The organism is Escherichia sp. MOD1-EC6475, assembly GCF_003046645.1.
Taxonomy (GTDB): Bacteria; Pseudomonadota; Gammaproteobacteria; order Enterobacterales; family Enterobacteriaceae; genus Escherichia; species Escherichia ruysiae.
Window position 1 is genome coordinate 1 of the sequence record NZ_PZKQ01000013.1, and the last position, 21467, is coordinate 21467.

General features: G+C 51.9%; 18 protein-coding genes and 1 other annotated feature. Of the genes, 5 read left to right on the plus strand and 13 right to left on the minus strand.

From position 1 onward, the window contains the following. Positions 1 to 63: 63 nt before the first annotated feature. From A7589_RS04370 to gsk, 3 genes are read right to left on the minus strand one after another with little or no spacing between them, the layout of a single operon-like run. On the minus strand, positions 64 to 516 hold the full coding sequence (locus A7589_RS04370; RefSeq protein ID WP_001261324.1) for a hypothetical protein: 453 nt from the start codon (positions 514 to 516) through the stop codon (positions 64 to 66). Between the two features lie 14 nt (positions 517 to 530). Next, positions 531 to 1004: a hypothetical protein gene (locus tag A7589_RS04375; protein ID WP_235613309.1), complete on the minus strand. Its 474-nt coding sequence runs from the start codon at positions 1002 to 1004 to the stop codon at positions 531 to 533. A 23-nt stretch (positions 1005 to 1027) separates the two neighbouring features. Beyond that, positions 1028 to 2332 carry an inosine/guanosine kinase gene (gene gsk / locus A7589_RS04380; protein ID WP_000671589.1) on the minus strand — a complete coding sequence of 435 codons (1305 nt, stop codon included), beginning with the start codon at positions 2330 to 2332 and terminating at the stop codon, positions 1028 to 1030. A 151-nt stretch (positions 2333 to 2483) separates the two neighbouring features. Between gsk and aes the strand changes: the two genes are divergently transcribed. Continuing rightward, a complete protein-coding gene (gene aes, locus A7589_RS04385; RefSeq protein ID WP_108188740.1) occupies positions 2484 to 3443 on the plus strand; it encodes an acetyl esterase in 960 nt (319 codons plus the stop codon). Here aes and hemH read toward each other — a convergent pair. The 8 genes from hemH to A7589_RS04435 form a co-directional block, all read right to left on the minus strand. Continuing rightward, positions 3440 to 4402 (minus strand): ferrochelatase, encoded by a 963-nt coding sequence (hemH, locus tag A7589_RS04390; RefSeq protein WP_001250101.1) that lies wholly within the window; start codon positions 4400 to 4402, stop codon positions 3440 to 3442. The two genes, aes and hemH, sit on opposite strands and share 4 nt — an antisense overlap. A gap of 131 nt (positions 4403 to 4533) precedes the next feature. Beyond that, entirely contained in the window at positions 4534 to 5178 is a 645-nt protein-coding gene (adk, locus tag A7589_RS04395; RefSeq protein WP_001313630.1) for an adenylate kinase, read from the minus strand. 217 nt (positions 5179 to 5395) lie between these two features. Beyond that, positions 5396 to 7270 carry a molecular chaperone HtpG gene (gene htpG / locus A7589_RS04405; RefSeq protein WP_000678201.1) on the minus strand — a complete coding sequence of 625 codons (1875 nt, stop codon included), beginning with the start codon at positions 7268 to 7270 and terminating at the stop codon, positions 5396 to 5398. Between the two features lie 109 nt (positions 7271 to 7379). Further along, on the minus strand, positions 7380 to 7985 hold the full coding sequence (gene recR, locus A7589_RS04410; protein ID WP_001195025.1) for a recombination mediator RecR: 606 nt from the start codon (positions 7983 to 7985) through the stop codon (positions 7380 to 7382). Beyond that, complete coding sequence (locus A7589_RS04415) at positions 7985 to 8314, minus strand: YbaB/EbfC family nucleoid-associated protein (RefSeq protein WP_001515903.1); 330 nt, start codon at positions 8312 to 8314, stop codon at positions 7985 to 7987. The genes recR and A7589_RS04415 overlap by 1 nt, the downstream gene beginning before the upstream one ends. A gap of 52 nt (positions 8315 to 8366) precedes the next feature. Beyond that, positions 8367 to 10298 carry a DNA polymerase III subunit gamma/tau gene (gene dnaX / locus A7589_RS04420; protein WP_108188741.1) on the minus strand — a complete coding sequence of 644 codons (1932 nt, stop codon included), beginning with the start codon at positions 10296 to 10298 and terminating at the stop codon, positions 8367 to 8369. Next, positions 8970 to 9034 (minus strand) — a sequence feature (DnaX frameshifting element). Its footprint overlaps the gene before it by 65 nt. Before the next feature lie 118 nt (positions 10299 to 10416). Further along, positions 10417 to 10968 (minus strand): adenine phosphoribosyltransferase, encoded by a 552-nt coding sequence (apt, locus tag A7589_RS04425; RefSeq protein ID WP_001515901.1) that lies wholly within the window; start codon positions 10966 to 10968, stop codon positions 10417 to 10419. Between the two features lie 152 nt (positions 10969 to 11120). Beyond that, positions 11121 to 11498: a DUF454 family protein gene (locus tag A7589_RS04435; RefSeq protein WP_001188909.1), complete on the minus strand. Its 378-nt coding sequence runs from the start codon at positions 11496 to 11498 to the stop codon at positions 11121 to 11123. A 69-nt stretch (positions 11499 to 11567) separates the two neighbouring features. Between A7589_RS04435 and priC the strand changes: the two genes are divergently transcribed. Together priC and rsmS are read left to right on the plus strand one after the other, a co-directional pair. Then, on the plus strand, positions 11568 to 12095 hold the full coding sequence (gene priC / locus A7589_RS04440) for a primosomal replication protein N'' (protein WP_000858963.1): 528 nt from the start codon (positions 11568 to 11570) through the stop codon (positions 12093 to 12095). A gap of 13 nt (positions 12096 to 12108) precedes the next feature. Next, the gene (rsmS, locus tag A7589_RS04445; protein ID WP_000051155.1) at positions 12109 to 12276 is read left to right on the plus strand and encodes a pleiotropic regulatory protein RsmS; all 168 of its coding nucleotides are present in this window, start codon (positions 12109 to 12111) and stop codon (positions 12274 to 12276) included. 205 nt (positions 12277 to 12481) lie between these two features. Here rsmS and mscK read toward each other — a convergent pair whose 3' ends face one another. Both mscK and acrR read right to left on the minus strand, forming a co-directional pair. Beyond that, a complete protein-coding gene (gene mscK, locus A7589_RS04450; RefSeq protein WP_000177767.1) occupies positions 12482 to 15844 on the minus strand; it encodes a mechanosensitive channel MscK in 3363 nt (1120 codons plus the stop codon). Between the two features lie 121 nt (positions 15845 to 15965). Beyond that, on the minus strand, positions 15966 to 16619 hold the full coding sequence (gene acrR / locus A7589_RS04460) for a multidrug efflux transporter transcriptional repressor AcrR (RefSeq protein ID WP_000101733.1): 654 nt from the start codon (positions 16617 to 16619) through the stop codon (positions 15966 to 15968). A gap of 141 nt (positions 16620 to 16760) precedes the next feature. On the opposite strand from acrR, the gene acrA reads away from it, so the two are divergent. Beyond that, positions 16761 to 17954, plus strand: coding sequence for a multidrug efflux RND transporter periplasmic adaptor subunit AcrA (gene acrA / locus A7589_RS04465; protein WP_010354108.1), 1194 nt, complete (start codon positions 16761 to 16763; stop codon positions 17952 to 17954). A 22-nt stretch (positions 17955 to 17976) separates the two neighbouring features. After that, a complete protein-coding gene (gene acrB, locus A7589_RS04470; RefSeq protein ID WP_001132458.1) occupies positions 17977 to 21126 on the plus strand; it encodes an efflux RND transporter permease AcrB in 3150 nt (1049 codons plus the stop codon). Positions 21127 to 21467 lie beyond the last annotated feature (341 nt).

A 21467-nucleotide genomic window follows, 5' to 3' on the forward strand; every position in this document is an offset into this window, starting at 1 on the left:
TGGAAACGCCACCGGCGGGCGAGGTGGTGACGGGGTAAACGCAGGTTGCCGGACGCCGGGTGCTTATCCCGCGTTGGGGGCAATCCATTCCGAGGCTACGTCCCATGAAATGAAGCCCTCTTCCCACCGGGTACGATCAAGCAGCCCTTTATCTGGCTGAATATTGGCAGCATCTTCCTGAAAATAGAGGCAGGCTCGTTCGCGGGCCTGCTCTGCCAGTTCTGCAGTGGTATAAATGCCGAGAAAAGCGTAATCATCGGTCTCATCATCCCGGATGTGCCACAGGCTGAAAACTACCTGGTCGACGGGATCGTCTGCCTGTGTAACGGGAAAATCTCCCCAAAGATCCTGATTAAGGATGTATTCAATAAACTGAAAATTTTCCGGATAATCCACAAAACCAGGCTTATGTTCCACGTCTTTTTTGGCCTGCAAGGCTAGTTCATAACGGGTGTAAATGCCGATACCTTTCATATCGCCAAAATGCGTATGTTGCAGATACCAAACCGTCCTCATCCTATGCATCCTTGTCAGAAGTAAAAAAAGACGCCAGTACTGACTGCCAGCGCCAGGCGTGTTTGTGATAGTAAGATGGTGAGGAATGAGTTTTCTGGGTGGGATATGAGCGTTTGTTCAATAAGCGCAACCATGTGTTTAATCTTGTGTATATCCGTTACATGCTCGTCTTCAAAGTCATCGATACAGATATTTAAGCTGGCGTTGAGCAAGGTAATGATGTCAGTTTCAGCTAATGCCCGTTCGTCGGTGGCGTTTAACACCACCTCAAACAGATCGCCTGGCTTGCAGCAATCATAATCAAGGCGTTCCATTGCCTGTTGTGTGAGCGGCACAGAAATGCATTTCATCTGCTGCTTGATCCTGAAAATTAACCATCCCTGGATTGCGCTGGTTGGATAAACCGCATTGCCGGATGCGATGCTGGCGCATCTTATCCGGCTTACATGTACCTCTTCCGTAGGTCGGATAAGGCGTTTACGCCGCATCCGACTGTCATTGGTTCGATGGCTTAACGATCCCAGTAAGACTCTTCCAGGCTGTCTTCTCGCTCCGGCAGACCGCGCGTTAAGCGTGGTGAATGCTGGTTAAGCACCTGATAACTGACGCGGTTAGCATATTTACACACCTGTGCTAACGACGAATAAGTCAGCCAGGTGAATTTATGCTTGCTGGAATTTGGCACGTTAGTGCGGTGATAGCTATTGGCGGTAATGTCATGCAACAACGCGGCCAGCGCACCGTCTCCGGCACCGTTGGTGTTCATGATTTTTTCTGGTCCGCCCATGTACGGCGCAATGTGCGAATAGACGCGCAGCGGATTCTGGCAATCTTTGTGGCGCATGGCGCGGCTAAACTCATACTGGTTAAATTCCGCGATAGCGCCCGGCAAGAGCGGATGCTGGGTTTTGCGTTTCGCTTCGTCTTCCGTAAAGCCCGCCATATACAAGCCGATGGGCCCGGCGGTGCACAGCACCAGATCTACCCAGTCCAGCGCCTTGTCAGATGCCAGCAGCGGATCGCTTTCTCCGGTCAACGCTTCGGCTTCTTCTTCGTTCATCGCGAGGATGGAGACGTGCTCTTTGAGGAATTGCTGCCACCATTGCGGATTCTCGGCGATGACAAATTTAGTACCCAGCGTTAGCACCACCGGTACGTTATATTTTTTGGCATACTCAATGGCTTTCATGGTCGCTTCCGGCATCGGTTCACCCGGCTTGCAACGCACCAGATAGGACGTTAATACCAGCGCCGACGCTCCGGCGATAACATCTTCCGGAATGCTTTCTGCCCGTAACTGGTTCATATGACCTGGACTGATAGCAAAGGTACGTTCGCCAGACTCGCCAATCAGCGTAAAGCAACGACCAATCGGGCCATCCACGCCCTGCAGATAGTTAAGATCGGTACGGCTGGATGTATTGCACAAGTAACGATAGGCGTAGCTGCCAATTTCAATATTGCTGCACATCACGCCCAGCAGCACCGAACGGTCGTCTGCCAGTACAGAATAGTTGTGCATAGTATTGCCAATAGTGCCACCTGCAAACTGATGAGTAATCAGGTTTTTCTGTTTCAGCTCCTGATAAAGTGCTTCAGCAACATCATCTTCAATGACCAGTGAATGCCCGGCGCTTAATCCATAACGTTCAATAAAATCGTCTTCCACTTTGGCTTCAATATCCACCAGCGTCTGGTCGATACCGACCACCCAGGCTGCGCTGGTTTCGTTTTCTGGTTGGATTTGCTGCAACAGCGGATCGCGTGCATTTACGGGGAAGTAATGTTTGGATTTACGTTTGCCGGGAAATTTCATGGTTGTTTTTACGGGTGGTTAACTGAGCGGCGAATGTTAACACAATCATGCCTGAACGCGCGAGACGCAGGCAGTTTCAATATCAGCCGACGGGATCGCATTTTCATGGGAGATGTTCCTTACAATGACGCAATTTGAAAGGAGTTTTTGCATGAAGCCGGAAAACAAACTACCCGTGCTGGAGCTAATCTCTGCCGAAATGAAGGCGGTTGTTAATACTCTTCAGCCCGATTTACCGCCCTTGCCCGCAACGGGAACGATTGCCGAACAACGCCAGCATTACACGCTTGAGCGCCGATTCTGGAATGCTGGCGCTCCAGAAATGGAAACCAGAGCTTACGCGGTTCCGACAAAATATGGTCAGGTAGAAGCACGGCAATTTTGTCCGAACCCGGATAGCCCGGCGACGTTGTTTTATCTGCATGGCGGCGGTTTTATTCTCGGCAATCTCGATACCCACGATCGCATTATGCGCCTACTGGCAAAGTACACCCAGTGTACGGTGATTGGTATTGATTACACCCTTTCGCCTGAAGCGCGTTTTCCGCAAGCGATAGAGGAAGTCGTGGCTGCCTGTTGTTACTTCCACCAGCAGGCGGGCGATTATCAGATCAATATGTCACGCATTGGTTTTGCCGGTGATTCCGCTGGCGCCATGCTGGCGCTCGCCAGTGCTTTATGGTTGCGTGATAAGCAGATCGATTGCGGCAAAGTTGTGGGCGTTTTGCTGTGGTATGGGCTTTACGGATTACGCGATTCCGTGACTCGCCGTCTGTTGGGCGGTGACTGGGATGGCTTAACGCAACAGGATTTGCAGATGTATGAAGAGGCGTATTTAAGCAACGAAGCAGACCGCGAGTCGCCGTATTACTGCCTGTTTAATAACGATCTCACTCGCGATGTGCCCCCCTGCTATATCGCCGGTGCAGAATTCGATCCGCTGCTGGATGACAGTCACCTGCTTTACCAGACATTGGCGGCGCATCAGCAGCCCTGTGAGTTCAGACTCTACCCAGGCACGCTGCACGCCTTTTTGCATTATTCACGAATGATGAAAACCGCCGACGATGCTCTTCGCGACGGCGCTCAATTCTTTACCGCCCAGCTTTAGCGATACGCTGCAACAAGATTAGCCATCATTTCGATATGTTCCGGCGTGGCATTAAGCGCCGGAATATATTCGTATTTTTTACCGCCTGCACCGAGGAAGACTTCACGGTTTTGCTCGGCAATCTCTTCTAGTGTTTCCAGACAATCCGCAGCAAAGCCCGGACACATCACCTGAATATGGCCGACACCTTTTTCTCCCAGCATTTTCAGCGTTTCGTCGGTATAAGGCATCAACCAGGGTTCCCGACCAAAGCGCGACTGAAAGGTCATCATCACTTTTTCCGGAGCCAGACCGAGCGCAGAAGCCAGCTCGCGGGTCGTTGTGCGACAACGTTGCGGATAATCATCGCCTTCATCGGCATAACGCTGGGGAATACCGTGATAAGAGAGTAAAAGTAAATCTGGTTCGCCATGTTTGGCAAAAGAAGCACGAACACTGTTCGCCAGTGCATTAATGTAATCGTGGTTATCGGCATAATCGCGAATAAACGATATCCCCGGAATGCTACGTTTGCGCGCCAGAATGCGAGCCAGTTCATCCCACACCGCACCGACCGTTGAACAGGAGTATTGCGGGTAGAGCGGCAGCACCACGATATGATCAACATGTTCAGCCAGTAGTTCATCTACGGCGCTTTCCAGCGATGGCGTGCCGTAGCTCATTCCCAGCGCCACGGGCGTATCCGGTAAACGTTGTGCCAGCGCCTGCTGTTGCTGGCGGCTGTAAACCATCAGTGGCGAGCCACCTTCCATCCAGACAGAGGCGTACAGCTTCGCCACACGCGGCGAGCGCAGCGGCAAAATCACGCCGCGCAGCAATGGCCACCACAACAGCCGTGAAGTATCGACTACGCGTCTGTCGCTTAAAAATTGTTTCAGGTAGCGTTTTACCGCTTCAGGTGTGGGGGCATCGGGTGTGCCCAGGTTTGCCAGCAGGATACCGGTTTTTGTCTGACGCATTACCGCCTCTTATCGATTCAACTTGTTGATAATTGTAGCGGAAAAGTGAGGAAGAAGAACTAATTGCTGTAAGAGGTATTGCCTGAGGAGGATGAGCAGACCTGCCCGAAAGCAGATCTGCTGCAACTTGATTAGCCGAGGATTTTTTCCAGAGCCGCGCGAACTTCAGCAACCGGTTTGGTGCCGTCGACTTTCGCGTATTTGGTGTTGCCCGCTTCCGCTTCTTTAGAGTAGTAGCCGATCAGCGGCGCAGTCATCTGATGGTATTCAACCAGACGTTTACGCACGGTTTCTTCCTGATCGTCTTTACGGGTAGTCAGTTCTTCACCGGTAACGTCGTCTTTGCCTTCGACTTTCGGCGGATTGAATTTAACGTGATAAACACGACCAGACGGCGCGTGAACGCGGCGGCCTACGATACGGTCAACAATCAGTTCGTCCGGTACGTCAAACTCCAGAACGTAGTCAACGTTGATGCCCGCTTCTTTCATCGCGTCTGCCTGCGGAATGGTACGCGGGAAGCCGTCAAGCAGGAAACCGTTACGGCAGTCTTCCTGAGCAATGCGCTCTTTAACCAGCGCGATCACCAGTTCGTCGGTGACCAGTTTGCCAGCATCCATAATGTCTTTTGCTTGTTTACCCAGCTCGGAGCCAGACTTGACCGCAGCACGCAGCATATCGCCAGTGGAGATTTGCGGAATACCATATTTCTCCATGATGAACTGAGCCTGAGTCCCTTTCCCCGCGCCCGGAGCGCCAAGCAGAATGATACGCATTGCGAAAATCCCCTTAAAATGTGTCGAATTTTTTGAAAAAGCGATAAACGATACCACCATCAGGCGATTGCCTCAAGAAAGGCACCTGGGGCTGAAACGGTTAAGGGGAGATAATTTGCGGAAAGTGCAGATAATGAAAAGAAAAATGCCGGATGACACGAAGGTCATCCGGCACCACATTCAGCTGTATGCCGGATAAAATTCATCCGGCATTACATCAGGAAACCAGCAGCTGGTTCATACGACGAATAAACAGGTTCGGATCTTCCAGCGTGCCGCGTTCTGCCAGCAGCGCCTGATCCAGCAGCAGTTCTACCCACTCGCTGAACTTCGCTTCATCTTCAGTATCTGCCGCACGTTTCACCAGTACGTGATCCGGGTTCAGTTCGAAGATGTATTTCACTTCTGGCACTTTCTGGCCCGCCGCAGCGAACAGTTTCGCCATCTGGGTGCTCATTTCGTCCGCATCAGTAGACACAATCGCTGGCGTATCGGTCAGACGGTGGGTCAGACGGACATCTTTCACACGCTCGCCGAGCAGTGCTTTCACGCGGTCAATAAACGGAGTCAGTGCTTTCTCCGCTTCTTTCGCGCTCTCATCAACTTCGTCAGCCAGTTTTTCCAGCGACTCGTCAACTTTAGACACAGACTGGAACGGCTTGCCATCGAACTCAGTCAGATAGTTCATCATCCACTCATCGATGCGGTCGGAAAGCAGCAGAACTTCGATACCTTTCTTACGCAGCAGTTCCAGGTGCGGGCTGCTTTTCGCTGCCGCGTAGCTGTCTGCGGTGATGTAGTAGATTTTCTCCTGCCCTTCTTTCATGCGGGAAACGTAGTCTTCCAGAGACACGGTTTGCGCAGAAGAGTCGGTATGAGTAGAAGCAAAACGCAGCAGTTTGGCGATCGCTTCCTGATTAGCGAAATCTTCCGCCGGACCTTCTTTCAGTACCAGGCCAAACTGTTGCCAGAAGGTCTGGTATTTTTCCGCGTCATCTTTCGCCAGTTTTTCTAGCATTTGCAGCACGCGTTTGGTCAGCGCATTGCGCAGGTTACGGGTTACTGTGCTGTCCTGGAGGATTTCACGGGAAACGTTCAGCGGCAGATCGCTGGAGTCAATCAGACCACGCACGAAGCGCAGATAGTTCGGCATGAACTGTTCTGCGTCGTCCATGATGAACACACGCTGGACGTACAGTTTCAGGCCGTGTTTGTGATCGCGGTTCCACATATCCCACGGTGCCTGCGACGGAATGTACAGCAGACTGGTGTACTCTTGCTTACCTTCAACGCGGTTATGGCTCCAGGTCAGCGGATCGTTAAAGTCGTGGGCGATGTGTTTGTAGAACTCTTTGTATTCTTCATCGGTGATTTCCGACTTGTTACGCGTCCACAGCGCCTGCGCTTTGTTGATTTTCTCCCAGGAAATAACGGTTTCGCCGTCTTTCTCTTCGCGTTTTTCGATCTCTACCGGCAGCGCGATATGGTCGGAGTATTTGCTGATGATGGAGCGAACGCGCCAGTCATCGAGGAATTCATCCTCGCCTTCGCGCAGATGCAGGGTAATTTCAGTACCGCGATCTTCTTTGGTGATATCGGCAACGGTGTATTCACCTTCGCCCGCCGATTCCCAGAAGACGCCGTTTTCTGGTTTTTCACCTGCTGCACGAGTGCGCACGGTCACTTTATCGGCCACGATAAACGCAGAGTAGAAACCAACACCAAACTGACCGATCAGCTGGCTGTCTTTCGCCTGGTCAGAACCCAGGGATTCGAGGAACGATTTGGTGCCGGATTTAGCGATAGTCCCCAGATGGTCGATCACTTCGTCGCGGGTCATCCCCACGCCGTTGTCGGAAATAGTCAGCGTGCGCTTGTCTTTGTCGAAAGAGACACGAACGCGCAGTTCGCCATCACCTTCGTACAGGTCCGGGTTAGAGAGCGCACGGAAACGCAGCTTGTCCGCCGCATCGGAGGCGTTAGAGATAAGCTCACGCAGGAAGATTTCTTTATTGGAATAGAGAGAATGGATCATCAGGTGCAGAAGCTGTTTCACTTCTGACTGAAAACCACGAGTTTCTTGTCCTTTCATGTAGGTCTACCTCAATAATGCCATTTTAAGGTTAAAAACAGGATGAGGGAGAGATGGGGACAAGGGAGAATAATTTCAAGCGAGAGCAGGTGATCCTGCTCTCGTTTGTTTAAAAACGAATCTTATGACGCCCGGCAAGGGAATGCGACAACGTGGTGCCGTCGACCATTTCCAGCTCGCCGCCAACCGGTACGCCATGAGCGATTCGGCTGGCTTCCACGTCATATTGCGCGCAAAGCTCGGCAATGTAGTTAGCGGTAGCTTCACCTTCAACCGTGGGATTGGTGGCGAGGATCACTTCAGTGATTTTTTCCTCTGCCAGACGCTGTTCCAGACGATCAAGCCCGATATCATCCGGACCGATGCCGTCCAGCGGTGACAGGTGCCCCATCAACACAAAATAACGACCTGAAAACTGCCCCGTCTGCTCAATGGCGTAAATGTCCGCCGGACTCTCCACCACGCAGATTTGACCGTTTTCCTGACGACGCGGATTCGAACAGATGTTACAGACTTCCTGTTCGGTGAAAGTGCGGCAATCGGCGCAGTGGCCGATTTCCGACATCGCCCGGGTGAGCGCCTGCGCCAGACGCATCCCGCCGCTACGATCGCGCTGAAGCAGCGTGAACGCCATACGCTGCGCCGACTTCGGGCCTACGCCCGGCAGACAGCGCAGTGCTTCCATAAGCTGTGTTAACAGCGGGCTGGTTTGCATCAGAACGGCATCTTAAAGCCAGGCGGCAGCTGCATTCCGGAGGAAACAGAGGCCATTTTTTCTTTCTGAGTTTCTTCGATACGACGTGCTGCATCGTTGAATGCCGCAGCCACCAGGTCTTCCAGCATCTCTTTGTCGTCTTCCAGCAGGCTTGGGTCGATCTCAACGCGACGGCAGTTGTGTGCGCCGTTGATGGTCACTTTAACCAGACCTGCGCCGGATTCGCCGGTCACTTCCAGCTTCGCGATTTCTTCCTGCATCTGCTGCATTTTTTCTTGCATCTGCTGGGCCTGCTTCATCAGGTTGCCCAGACCGCCTTTACCAAACATAGGTTTCTCTCTCAATCACGTTAAGGATGACGATCGTAAGCTGTGCTTACGATCAAATGGGGCGGATACTTTCTTCATCCAGCTCCGCATCGAAGAATCGACGCAGGGTCTGAATATTATTATCCGCAATAATGGACTCGCGCGCCTGCGCAAGTTTTTCTTCGTATATCGCCTGACGCCACTCCAGCGGCGTACGCACCGCTGGATTATCATCTTCAACGATAGTCAGTTCAACCGTTGAGCCATTTAACGTACTCAACGCTTCAGCCAGTTTTTGTTGTGCACCGCTGTTATTCAAATGACGCAGAGAGGAGCGCAAATGCAGACACACCGTGTTGCCGTTCTCCTCTTTCCAGGCATTTAACGCCACCTGTTCGACCAGTTTTGGTAGCGAAAGTTGGCTCACCTGTGCTGCCCACGGATCGCGCTCAATGGCTTCTGCCGCCAGCTTCGCCGCCAGCTCTGGCGTTTTTTCATGTTCCAGCGCCTTTTTCAGCGCCTTTGGCGTGGCGACCACTTCTTTTTGTTGCATCACTGGGGTGGTAGCCTTCCAGCGATACGCTTCTTTTTTGGCTGGCGCTTTTTCCAGCGCCGATGGTGCCGGACGCGACTGAACGCGATCGGTGACCGAAGCCAGTCTTTCCAGCGCAGCGTTATTCACCGGCCGCGCGCGGGTAGCGGCTGTCGGTTCACTCTTTTTTGCTTTGGTTGCTCCCTGTGCGCGCTGTAGTTGCTGGCGCGCCGCCAGCACCTGGCTGGTGGTTTCTGAGAGCGGAACGGTCGGTGCCTGCTGCGGCGCTGATTGCGGCTGTGGCGGCACCTGCATTGGTGTCATTACCGCCGTCGGCGCGACTGGCGCAAAGGACTGGCGCGACACTTCCGGTTCGGGTAGCGGCATACGCGGATGGAACGCCAGCGCGCGCAATAGCGTCATTTCAACGCCCATGCGTCTGTCTGGCGCATACGGTAATTCTTTGCGACCAATCAATAGCGTCTGGTAGTAAAGCTGAATATCTGTTGGCGGTATGGTGCGTGCCAGTTCGCGCATCCGCAGCTCAATGGCGGCCATATCATTGCCAAGCGCAGCAGGCGAAAGCTGTACCATCGCAATGCGGTGCAGCAGGCCGAGCATTTCCACCAGCAACGCTTCCCACTCGATACCACGGGCAGCGGCTTCGTTAATCAGCGCCATTACGCGCTCGCCGTCGGCTTCCACCATCGCTTCTACCAGCGACAGCGCCTGATCGTCGTCGAGCGTACCGAGCATCGAACTGACCGCCTGGGTCGAAACCTGACCATCACCGCTGGCAATCGCCTGGTCAGTCAGACTTAACGCGTCTCGCAGGCTGCCTTCAGCGGCGCGCGCCAGCAGTTGCAGCGCCCGAGGCTCGTGGGCGATATGTTCTTCGTTGAGAATGTGCTCAAGCTGATGACGAATTTGCTCGACATCCAGCGCCTTGAGATGAAATTGCAGGCAGCGCGACAAAATCGTCACCGGCAATTTCTGCGGATCGGTGGTTGCCAGCAGAAACTTCACATGCTCTGGTGGCTCTTCAAGGGTTTTTAACAGTGCGTTGAAGCTGTGGCGCGACAGCATATGCACTTCGTCGATCAGATAGACTTTAAAGCGACCGCGCGCTGGCGCGTACTGAACGTTATCCAGCAGGTCGCGGGTATCTTCGACTTTGGTGCGCGAGGCGGCATCGATCTCAATCAGATCAACAAAGCGCCCCTGTTCGATTTCGCGGCAGTTATCGCATACGCCGCACGGCGTCGCGGTAATACCTGTTTCGCAGTTTAGCCCCTTCGCCAGCAGTCGGGCGATAGAGGTTTTTCCGACGCCACGGGTGCCGGAAAAAAGATAAGCATGATGAATACGCCCTAACGACAAGCCGTTCGCCAGTGCGGTCAGCACATGTTCCTGGCCGACGACGTCAGCAAAGGTTTGTGGGCGCCATTTTCGGGCTAAGACCTGATAACTCATTGGCAGGCTCTGAAACGCTGGAAGGTGGATTCACGAAGGGGTAATGCTAACACAGCCCCGTCAGAACGGCGAGGCTGAATGTACATCTTGTGCTGCCCATGGCGCGGGCTGTCGAAAATTAGTGGCCCGGGAACGGGACAAGGCTATAACAGGTAATGCCTTGATTTTCGAGACGCTGTTCACCGCCGAGGTCGAACAGATTAATGATGAATGCAGCGTCAGTGACTTCACCGCCCAGACGACGGATCAATTTCACTGTCGCCTCAATGGTGCCCCCAGTTGCCAGCAAATCGTCGACTACCAATACTTTGTCACCAGGTTTAATGGCATCAACGTGGATTTCCAGCTTATCGGTGCCGTATTCCAGTTCGTAAGTTTCGCTGATGGTTTCGCGCGGCAGTTTGCCCGGTTTACGTACCGGTACAAAACCTACGCCCAGACCCAATGCTACCGGAGCACCAAACAAGAAGCCACGTGCTTCGGTGCCGACAACTTTGGTAATACCCGCATTTTTGTAACGCTCAACCAGCAGGTCGATGCTGAGAGCGTAAGCTTTCGGGTCTTCCAGTAAGCTGGTGACATCGCGGAACAGAATGCCGGGTTTTGGGTAGTCCTGAATGCTTTTGATGCTATTTTTGAGATACTCAAGCTGCTGTGCAGTCGCGGTCATAAGTGTATGCCTGCTTGTTACGGTGGTACTCACGGCGCGTTTTAAACGTATCAAAAGTAACTTTTGTTTAACCTTTGACCGCCTGCGCCTGTGCTCGAAAACGCCAGAATGTACTGGCTGTGGGCGATAATTGCAACAGCGATTGTTGTGCTTCAGTGCTTTTCTTGCTTTTCATCAATCACCGGGATTCGCCACATAAAAATCAGCAAACAAGTGAGGATCACCAGCAACAAAATGCGTACCCACGTCATATGCACAAACCACAGTGAAATAGCAAAAGTCACGAGTATCAATAAAATCGCCCGTGGTTTTGCGCCACGCGGCATTGCATGGTATTTCTGCCAGAAGCGTAAATAGCTACCAAACCATGAGCGATACAGCAGCCAGGCGTGAAAACGCGGGGAAGAGCGGGCAAAGCACCAGGCAGCCAACAGGATAAACGGCGTAGTCGGTAATACCGGTAATACCACCCCCAGCGTACCCAACACTACCGCCAGCCAGCCAATGATGATTAAAATGATTCGTTGCATATTGAGTGTTGTCAGCTTACAGAGTGGCTACTTTAGCATAACAATTATCATTTTCATTGAGGTCTTATCGTGAAAACGACCCTGCTGCTGGAAAAACTGGAAGGTCAGCTCGCCACGCTGCGCCAGCGTTGTGTCCCGGTGGCGCAGTTCAGCACGTTAAGCGCCCGTTTCGACAGGCATCTTTTTCAGACTCGCGCGACAACGTTACAGGCTTGTCTCGATGAGGCGGGCGATAACATGGCTGCGCTTCGTCACGCAGTCGAACAGCAGCAGCTGCCGCAAGTAGCCTGGCTGGCAGAACACCTGGTCGCCCAACTGGAAGCGATTGCCCTTGAAGCGGCATCCTGGTCACTGCGCGAGTGGGACAGCGCGCCACCAAAAATTGCCCGCTGGCAACGAAAAAGGATTCAACATCAGGATTTTGAACGGCGATTACGTGAGATGGTAGCGGAACGTAAAGCCCGTCTGGCGCAGGCAACCGATCTCGTAGAGCAGCAAACGCTGCATCGTGAAGTAGAAGCCTATGAAGCGCGTCTGGCGCGGTGTCGCCATGCGCTGGAAAAAATCGAAAACAGGTTAGCGCGTTTAACTCGCTAACAATGGAGAAAGTATGTCACTGGAAAATGCCCCTGACGATGTGAAGCTGGCCGTCGATTTAATTGTGCTGCTGGAAGAAAATCAGATCCCAGCCAGCACAGTGCTGCGCGCCCTTGATATTGTAAAACGTGATTATGAAAAGAAATTAACGCGCGATGATGAGGCGAAAAGCGAAAAATAAATGGGGTGGCCGGATGTCGCCCTCTGATTGCCGGCAAACGCAAAATTGCCTGATGCGCTACGCTTATCAGGCCTACACTACTCCTGCAATATATTGAATTTTCGCGGTTTTGTAGGCTGGACAAGGTGTTCACGCCGCATCCGGCATGAACAACGCGCACTTTGTCAGCAATCTCGGGGGCGGCTAAATGCCGCCCCTTTCGTTATTACCCTACCGCAGGCGTCGGATCGTCGCCTTTGTAGTCTCGTTTCACTTCCGTCACTTCATCGCCCTTCTCGTTATGCAGATGCACTTCAAGTTGGTTAAAGGCAATGTTGATGTCGTTTTCACGGCACAACTGATCGATAGTACGGTTCAGTTCATCGACAGTACGGCTACGGTCGCGCAGTTCACGAACGTACAGGCGCAGCTCGTGATCCAGCGTGCTGGCGCCAAACGCAGTAAAGAAGACTTCCGGCATCGGTTCGTGCATCACCCTTGGATGCTCAGTCGCTGCCTGAAGCAGGACTCTGCGTACTTTTTCCAGATCAGAACCGTAAGCCACACCCAGACGGATCACCAGACGAGTGGTGGTGTCGGTTAACGACCAGTTGATCAGACGCTCGGTTACGAACGCTTTGTTCGGGATGATCACTTCTTTGCGATCGAAGTCCGTAATAGTCGTTGCACGAATACGGATCTTACTGACCGTTCCGGAGAAAGTACCGATAGTTACCGTATCGCCAATGCGCACCGGACGTTCGAACAGGATGATCAAACCAGAAACGAAGTTACCGAAGATCTCTTGTAAACCAAAACCCAGACCTACAGATAATGCCGCAGCCAGCCACTGGAGTTTATCCCATGACACACCAAGCGACCCAAACACTGTCATCGCACCAACGGCAATGATGATGTAGTTAAGGATGGTGGTAATGGCGTACGACGCGCCCTGGCGCATGTTCAACCGCGAGAGCACCAGCACTTCCAGCAAACCAGGCAGGTTGCGGATCAGCGCCCAGGCAACCATCGATGCGATAATCGCAAACAACAGACTGCCCATAGTGACGCTTTTCACCACCGCAGCCCCGGCTTCAGTGCCGTTGTAATGCCACAGTGTGATGCTGTCGAGATAGCTGAACACGGTGATCAAATCGGACCAAATCGCCCAGAACATCAAACCAAACAGTGCAAACATCAGCAGCATGGTAATACGCAGCGTCTGCTGGTTAACCTGCTCCAGTGCAATGGTGGGTTCTTCCGGCGGTTCGGCTCCTTCGGCCCCCTCTTTCACCAGATTCTGCCGACGCGCCAGCGCACGACGCCAGGCGATACGCCGTGCCGCCACGCTTAATCCGCGCAGTACGGTCTGGTACAGCAGGTTCCAGATGATCACCAGATAAACGGTTTCAATCCAACGCCCGGAGAGGCGCAGCGTGGTGTAGAAATAACCCGTGGCGGTCAGCACCATCAGCGCAATCGGGATAATCGACAACACGGTAATGGTGACCAGACGCATGGTGTGCGACTCTTTATCACGCCAGCTTTCGCGGCACATCGGCCACACCAGAAAGGCAATCAGCAGCAGGTTGAAGAAAATCATCGCCTGCCCCAGTACATCATCCATCAGATGCAGTGGGGAGAGTTCTGCCACCACAGACCAGAAATGGATCGGCAGCAACGCGAGGCTGATGCGGACAATTTGCCGACGCCAGTGGCTGGTCTGCTGTTCCGGCATACCAAAGTGACGAACAGCAACGCCATTTTTCTCCAGCACCTTCCAGCACAGACCAAATACCAGCCAAAAAATCGCCAGTTTTTTGCTGAACGACCACAGTAGTTCACTGATGTTGAGCTGCATGGTGAGCAGAATTAAACCGACGGCGAGAATAATCAGACACACCGGCAGCGCGCGGATCAGATCGATAAGGATCGCTTTTGGTGTGTTGAGCTGGCTGTCGTTACGCAGGGAACCTACGGCGGAAGCCAGCTTTTGTTGATACGCTTTCAGCCATCCAAGACGCCAGTGAATCAACCCGGCAATCAGCAGCAGCGGCAAACCAGCGAGGAAAGCGATAAAGACGGCAGGCCAGGCTTTTTCCCAGTTCACCGTAATTTTCATTGACTTGAATTCATCCTGCAGCGTTTGTGGGAACGCTTTAATCCAGTCCCAGTCCATCGGGCGGTTACTGTTCACCCAGAAAATTTGCTGGGTCAGGATGGATTTCAGGTTTTTCGATACGCTCATTAACTGTTGCTGGTTGATTTGCAGGTTAATGGCCATCATGAGTTGGTTGCCCAACTGTTTGTTAAGCTGATCCAGCAATTCGCGACGCATATCAACCACTTGCAACAATGCGTCACGAACTTCGTCGTTGACTTCATTCGCATGACCCTCTTCCAGTTTGGCGACATAAGCATCGCTCTGGAAGAGTGCGTCACGCTGCTGGTTCACTTCGAACTGTTCGAGACGCAAATCCGCAATGCGGTTGGTCATATTTTCCAGTTCGTCCGCCGAGGGCAGCGTTTGTTGTTGCTGATAAAGAATACGTGACAGCAGCAGGCTGCCCTTCAGGACAGAAATCTGCTCTTTGATATTGCGTTCCGATTGCAGCGCCCGCTCCAGCCAGTTTTTGACTTTGATGTTTTGCTGCATCAACAAATTGCCGTTTTCAGTGGCGCTAATCAGACGCTGACTTAACTGCTGGTTAATTTCCAGCTCTTGTTTCACCAGCGGATTAGCCTGAATACGCGCAGCTTCGTCCGGCGTTACCGCTTCCTGCGCCGTTTTTTCAGTTAATGTCAGACGCTTGCTGTTCACCGCCTCCTGCAATAGTTGCAGTTCATGTTCCAGACGAGTGCTGTTCGCCGTCACGTAATCGCGTTGCTTTTGCAGGGTATCCTGTAAGACAGTGTTCCCTTCAAGGCTTTTACGTTGCTGATCAATCTCGGCATTCAACAAAGCCTGCTGCGCCTGCATCAGCACTTTCTGGCTGGGACGTAAGGCTGTCTCACCGACTTCCGTGCCATCCAGGCGGCTGCGAATTTGTTGCAGCTGCTGTGAGGCTGTATACATCGCATTTTGCACGCGTTCAGGCTGCGTCTGTAAAGAAACTAACTGGCTGTTATAAGACGCCAGATCGTTTTGTGCGTTTTGCAAATCGTCCAGCGCCTGAGCAACGCGAGTTTCCAGTTGGCGCAACGAAAGCGTGCTCAGAATTTTGCGCGTTTCGTCGTCGTTGTCCACATCGCTAAGTGCGGTTAACGCTGCGGTCGCCTGGCGCATTTTTTCTGGCGCTTCAGCCACTTTTTGTCGTAGCTGAACCGTCTCTTCTTTTACTCGGTCGATTTTATCGAGAGTGGCTAATGTGTCTGTCAGATCCTGCTGAATCAGTTTGTCCTGAGCAGAAAGATCTTTTTGTTTATTAAGCGAGTCAAGTTGTGCCTGTAGATCCGCTTTCGTCGGTAGATCACCATTCGATGACGCCCGCGCAAAGGCCGTGTTCTGGCATAACAAGACCAAAACAAAAGCAATAAATGCTGAAAAAACAAAATGCCGTGATCGTTTGTAATACTGGAACATAGTCATGATGAATGAAGGTTTCTGAACCTGAAGAACGACCTGAAATAGTCAAGCGGCTAGAATAGCACGGCGTAGAGAACCAGAATAGCAACAGCGAAAATGTCCAGGAAAAATCCTGGAGTCTGATTCAGGATTTTTCGTTGCTGGCTGGTGTACGAAGCGTAGGGCAAAGAAGATACATTTCCAGCAATATGGCAACGTAATCGCGGGCTTCTTTTTTGAGGTCAAAAGATTGCGGGGCAAAGAGCCAATTTTCCATTAAGCCGGAAATATAGCCGCGCATAATAATTGCTGCGCGACGCGTCATTAAATCTGCCGGCAACATTTTCGCTTCAATACAATGTCTTAACGTTTGTTCTATACGGTCATAACTTTCCAGACAGAGATTACGTTGTGCCTGTTGAACAACAGCCATTTCCCCGACAAATTCGCATTTGTGGAAAATAATCTCCATCAATAATCGACGCCGCTCTTCTGTCACCGTCGATTCAAGAACATGAATTAGTATTTCTCTTAATACTGAGAGTGGATCGTCAGGGAATTTTGCCTGATACTCAAGCTCTAGTTCACCAATATTGGATTCTGACAGCTCCCAGATCTCACTGAACAAATCCGACTTATCTTTAAAATGCCAGTAGATTGCACCACGCGTAACGCCTGCTGCTTTTGCAATCTCTCCCAGCGAGGTGGATGATACCCCCTGCTGTGAGAAAAGACGTAAAGCCACATCGAGGATGTGTTGGCGCGTTTCTTGCGCTTCTTGTTTGGTTTTTCGTGCCATATGTTCGTGAATTTACAGGCGTTAGATTTACATACATTTATGAATGTATGTACCATAGCACGACGATAATATAAACGCAGCAATGGGTTTATCGACTTTTGACCATTGACCAATTTGAAATCGGACACTCGAGGTTTACATATGAACAAAAACAGAGGGTTTACGCCTCTGGCGATCGTTCTGATGCTCTCAGGCAGCTTAGCGCTTACAGGATGTGACGACAAACAGGCCCAACAAGGTGGCCAGCAGATGCCCGCTGTTGGGGTAGTAACAGTCAAAACTGAACCTCTGCAGATCACAACCGAGCTTCCGGGTCGCACCAGTGCCTACCGGATCGCAGAAGTTCGTCCTCAAGTTAGCGGGATTATCCTGAAGCGTAATTTCAAAGAAGGTAGCGACATCGAAGCAGGTGTCTCTCTCTATCAGATTGATCCTGCGACCTATCAGGCGGCGTACGACAGTGCAAAAGGCGATCTGGCTAAAGCGCAGGCAGCAGCCAATATCGCGCAATTGACTGTTAATCGTTACCAGAAGCTGCTGGGTACTCAGTACATCAGTAAGCAAGAGTACGATCAGGCGCTGGCTGATGCGCAACAGGCAAATGCGGCTGTCACTGCGGCGAAAGCGGCTGTTGAAACCGCGCGCATCAATCTGGCTTACACCAAAGTCACCTCTCCGATTACCGGCCGTATTGGTAAATCGAACGTGACGGAAGGCGCATTGGTGCAAAACGGTCAGGCAACTGCACTGGCGACCGTGCAGCAACTGGATCCGATCTACGTTGATGTTACTCAGTCCAGTAACGATTTCCTGCGTCTGAAACAAGAACTCGCCAACGGCACACTGAAGCAAGAGAACGGTAAAGCCAAAGTGTCGCTGATCACCAGTGACGGCATTAAGTTCCCGCAGGACGGTACGCTGGAGTTCTCTGACGTTACCGTTGATCAGACCACCGGTTCTATCACTTTACGCGCTATCTTCCCGAACCCAGATCACACCCTGCTGCCGGGTATGTTCGTGCGCGCACGTCTGGAAGAAGGGCTTAATCCAAACGCTATTTTAGTCCCGCAACAAGGTGTAACTCGTACACCACGCGGCGAAGCTACCGTACTGGTCGTTGGCGCGGATGACAAAGTGGAAACTCGTCCGATCGTCGCAAGCCAGGCCATTGGCGATAAGTGGCTGGTGACTGAGGGTCTGAAAGCAGGCGAACGAGTAGTAGTAAGTGGGCTGCAGAAAGTGCGTCCTGGTGTCCAGGTGAAAGCACAAGAGATAACCGCTGATAACAACCAGCAAGACGCAAGCGGTGCTCAGCCTGAACAGTCCAAGTCTTAACTTAAACAGGAGCCGTTAAGACATGCCTAATTTCTTTATTGATCGCCCGATTTTTGCGTGGGTGATCGCCATCATCATCATGTTGGCAGGGGGGCTGGCGATCCTCAAACTGCCGGTGGCGCAATATCCTACGATTGCACCGCCGGCAGTAACGATCTCCGCTTCCTATCCTGGCGCTGATGCAAAAACAGTGCAGGATACTGTTACACAGGTTATCGAACAGAATATGAACGGTATCGATAACCTGATGTACATGTCCTCCAACAGTGACTCCACGGGTACTGTGCAGATCACCCTGACCTTTGAGTCAGGTACTGATGCGGATATTGCGCAGGTTCAGGTGCAGAACAAACTGCAACTGGCGATGCCATTACTGCCGCAGGAAGTACAGCAGCAAGGGGTGAGCGTTGAGAAATCTTCCAGTAGCTTCCTGATGGTTGTCGGCGTTATCAACACCGATGGCTCCATGACGCAGGAGGATATCTCCGACTACGTAGCGGCGAATATGAAAGATGCCATCAGCCGTACATCAGGCGTCGGTGACGTTCAGCTGTTCGGTTCACAGTATGCAATGCGTATCTGGATGAACCCGAATGAGCTGAACAAATACCAGTTAACGCCGGTTGATGTCATTACCGCTATCAAAGCACAGAACGCCCAGGTCGCAGCCGGTCAGCTCGGTGGTACGCCGCCGGTGAAAGGCCAGCAGCTTAACGCCTCTATTATTGCTCAGACGCGTCTGACCTCCACTGAAGAGTTCGGCAAAATTCTACTGAAAGTGAATCAGGACGGTTCCCGCGTACTGCTGCGTGATGTGGCGAAAATTGAGCTGGGTGGTGAGAACTACGACATCATCGCGGAGTTTAACGGACAACCCGCTTCTGGTCTGGGTATCAAACTGGCGACCGGTGCGAACGCGCTGGATACGGCTGCGGCTATCCGTGCTGAACTGGCGAAGATGGAGCCGTTCTTCCCGTCAGGTCTGAAAATCGTTTACCCGTACGATACTACGCCGTTCGTGAAAATCTCCATTCACGAAGTGGTTAAAACGCTGGTTGAAGCGATCATCCTCGTGTTCCTGGTAATGTATCTGTTCTTGCAGAACTTCCGCGCGACGTTGATTCCAACCATTGCCGTACCGGTGGTATTGCTGGGAACCTTTGCGGTCCTTGCAGCCTTTGGCTTCTCGATAAACACGCTAACGATGTTCGGGATGGTGCTCGCTATCGGCCTGTTGGTGGATGACGCCATCGTTGTCGTAGAAAACGTGGAACGTGTGATGGCGGAAGAAGGTTTGCCGCCGAAAGAAGCCACTCGTAAATCGATGGGGCAGATTCAGGGCGCGCTGGTTGGTATTGCGATGGTGCTCTCTGCGGTATTCGTACCGATGGCCTTCTTCGGCGGTTCGACTGGTGCAATCTATCGTCAGTTCTCCATTACCATTGTTTCGGCAATGGCACTGTCAGTACTGGTGGCATTGATCCTGACTCCGGCGCTTTGTGCGACCATGCTGAAACCTATCGCTAAAGGCGATCACGGTGAAGGCAAAAAAGGCTTCTTTGGCTGGTTTAACCGCATGTTCGAGAAGAGCACGCACCACTACACCGACAGCGTAGGCGGTATTCTGCGCAGTACGGGGCGTTATCTGGTGCTGTATCTGATCATCGTGGTCGGCATGGCCTATCTGTTTGTGCGTCTGCCAAGCTCCTTCTTGCCGGATGAAGACCAGGGCGTATTTATGACCATGGTTCAGCTGCCTGCAGGCGCAACGCAGGAACGCACGCAGAAAGTGCTCAACGAAGTGACGAATTACTATCTGACCAAAGAAAAGAACAACGTTGAATCGGTGTTCGCCGTTAACGGCTTCGGCTTTGCGGGACGTGGTCAGAACACAGGTATTGCGTTCGTTTCGTTGAAGGACTGGGCTGACCGTCCGGGTGATGAGAACAAAGTTGAAGCAATTACCACGCGTGCAACGCGCGCCTTCTCGCAGATTAAAGATGCGATGGTGTTCGCCTTTAACCTGCCTGCGATTGTGGAACTGGGTACGGCAACCGGTTTTGACTTTGAGTTGATTGACCAGGCCGGCCTCGGTCACGAAAAACTGACTCAGGCACGTAACCAGTTGCTGGGCGAAGCAGCGAAACATCCTGATCTGCTGACCAGCGTGCGTCCAAACGGTCTGGAAGACACGCCGCAGTTTAAGATTGATATCGACCAGGAAAAAGCTCAGGCGCTGGGTGTTTCTATCAACGACATTAACACCACTCTGGGTGCTGCATGGGGCGGCAGCTACGTGAACGACTTTATCGACCGTGGTCGTGTGAAGAAAGTTTACGTGATGTCAGAAGCGAAATACCGCATGTTGCCGGAAGATATCGGTAACTGGTATGTCCGCGCTGCTAATGGTCAGATGGTGCCATTCTCGGCGTTCTCCTCTTCCCGTTGGGAATACGGTTCGCCACGTCTGGAACGTTACAACGGTCTGCCATCCATGGAGATCTTAGGTCAGGCGGCACCGGGTAAGAGTACCGGTGAAGCGATGGCGTTGATGGAACAACTGGCGAGCAAACTGCCTACGGGGGTTGGCTACGACTGGACGGGGATGTCCTATCAGGAACGTCTCTCTGGCAACCAGGCGCCTTCGCTGTACGCAATTTCGTTGATTGTGGTGTTCCTGTGTCTGGCGGCGCTGTATGAGAGCTGGTCGATTCCGTTCTCCGTTATGCTGGTTGTTCCGCTGGGGGTTATCGGTGCGTTGCTGGCAGCCACCTTCCGTGGCTTAACCAATGACGTATACTTCCAGGTGGGCCTGCTTACAACCATTGGGTTGTCGGCGAAGAACGCGATACTTATCGTCGAATTCGCCAAAGACTTGATGGATAAAGAAGGTAAAGGTCTGATTGAAGCAACTCTGGACGCGGTGCGTATGCGTTTACGCCCAATCCTGATGACCTCACTGGCATTTATCCTCGGCGTTATGCCGCTGGTTATCAGCACTGGTGCTGGTTCCGGCGCACAAAACGCAGTAGGGACCGGCGTAATGGGCGGGATGGTGACGGCAACAGTACTGGCAATCTTCTTCGTTCCGGTGTTCTTTGTGGTGGTTCGCCGCCGCTTTAGTCGCAAGAATGAAGATATCGAACATAACCATACTGTCGATCATCATTGATAGATCTCGTAATCACTAAGGCCGCGTAAGCGGCCTTTTTAATACGTATAATCTTAAAATAACAATGTTTACAGCTAAGCTCACAAACGGAAGTTAGTTTTAACGCTACATAAAATTCATAAAAAATGCTTATTGTTAGTTAATTTATATTAAGTGGTAGCAATAGGTATAATAACCCATAGACATCTAGAGGCTATTCTTAATTATTTGCGGCAATCCTTTATTTATTCATATCAATTACATCATAATCAGAGTAATCCTGGGTATTAGTGTGACAAATTCCCGTCTCATTTTATCACCCCCGACGCAAGGATCCTGATTACGTTATGAATAGCATCAAA